Source organism: Actinomadura verrucosospora, assembly GCF_039540335.1.
Taxonomy (GTDB): Bacteria; Actinomycetota; Actinomycetes; order Streptosporangiales; family Streptosporangiaceae; genus Spirillospora; species Spirillospora verrucosospora.
Window position 1 is genome coordinate 1 of sequence record NZ_BAABEV010000141.1, and the last position, 505, is coordinate 505.

Sequence of the window (505 nt, forward strand, 5' to 3'; positions counted from 1 at the left end):
GGGCTTCGACTACTGGGACGTGCTCATCAACCAGGGGGAGTACTTCGACCCGCGATTCCTCTCGAAGGACGGCCTGCGCCACGTCGAGGGCTACGCCACGGACGTCATCACCGACCTCGCGTTGCACTGGGTCGAGACCCTCGACGGCGACGACCCGTGGTGCGTGCTCATCTGGCACAAGGCGCCGCACCGGTCGTGGGAGCCCGACGAGAAGCACCAGGACATGTACGCCGACCCGATCCCGGTGCCCGGCACGTTCTGGGACGACTACAGCACGCGCTCGGCATCCGCCCGCCGTGCGCTCATGCGGATCGTCGACTACCTCAACAAGGACGACCTGAAGGTCGACCCGCCCGAGGGCCTCTCGTACGAGGAGCTCGCCCTGTGGAAGTACCAGCGGTACATGCAGGACTACCTGCGGTGCGTGGCATCCGTCGACGACAACGTCGGGCGGGTGACCGACTGGCTCCGCGAGCGCGGCGAGTTCGACGACACGCTCGTCATG

1 protein-coding gene is annotated in these 505 nt (G+C 66.9%); it reads left to right on the forward strand.

What is annotated here, in order from left to right:
- On the forward strand, window positions 1-505 hold a 505-nt coding region (locus tag ABD944_RS42330; protein WP_345187951.1), incomplete at both ends, for a sulfatase-like hydrolase/transferase.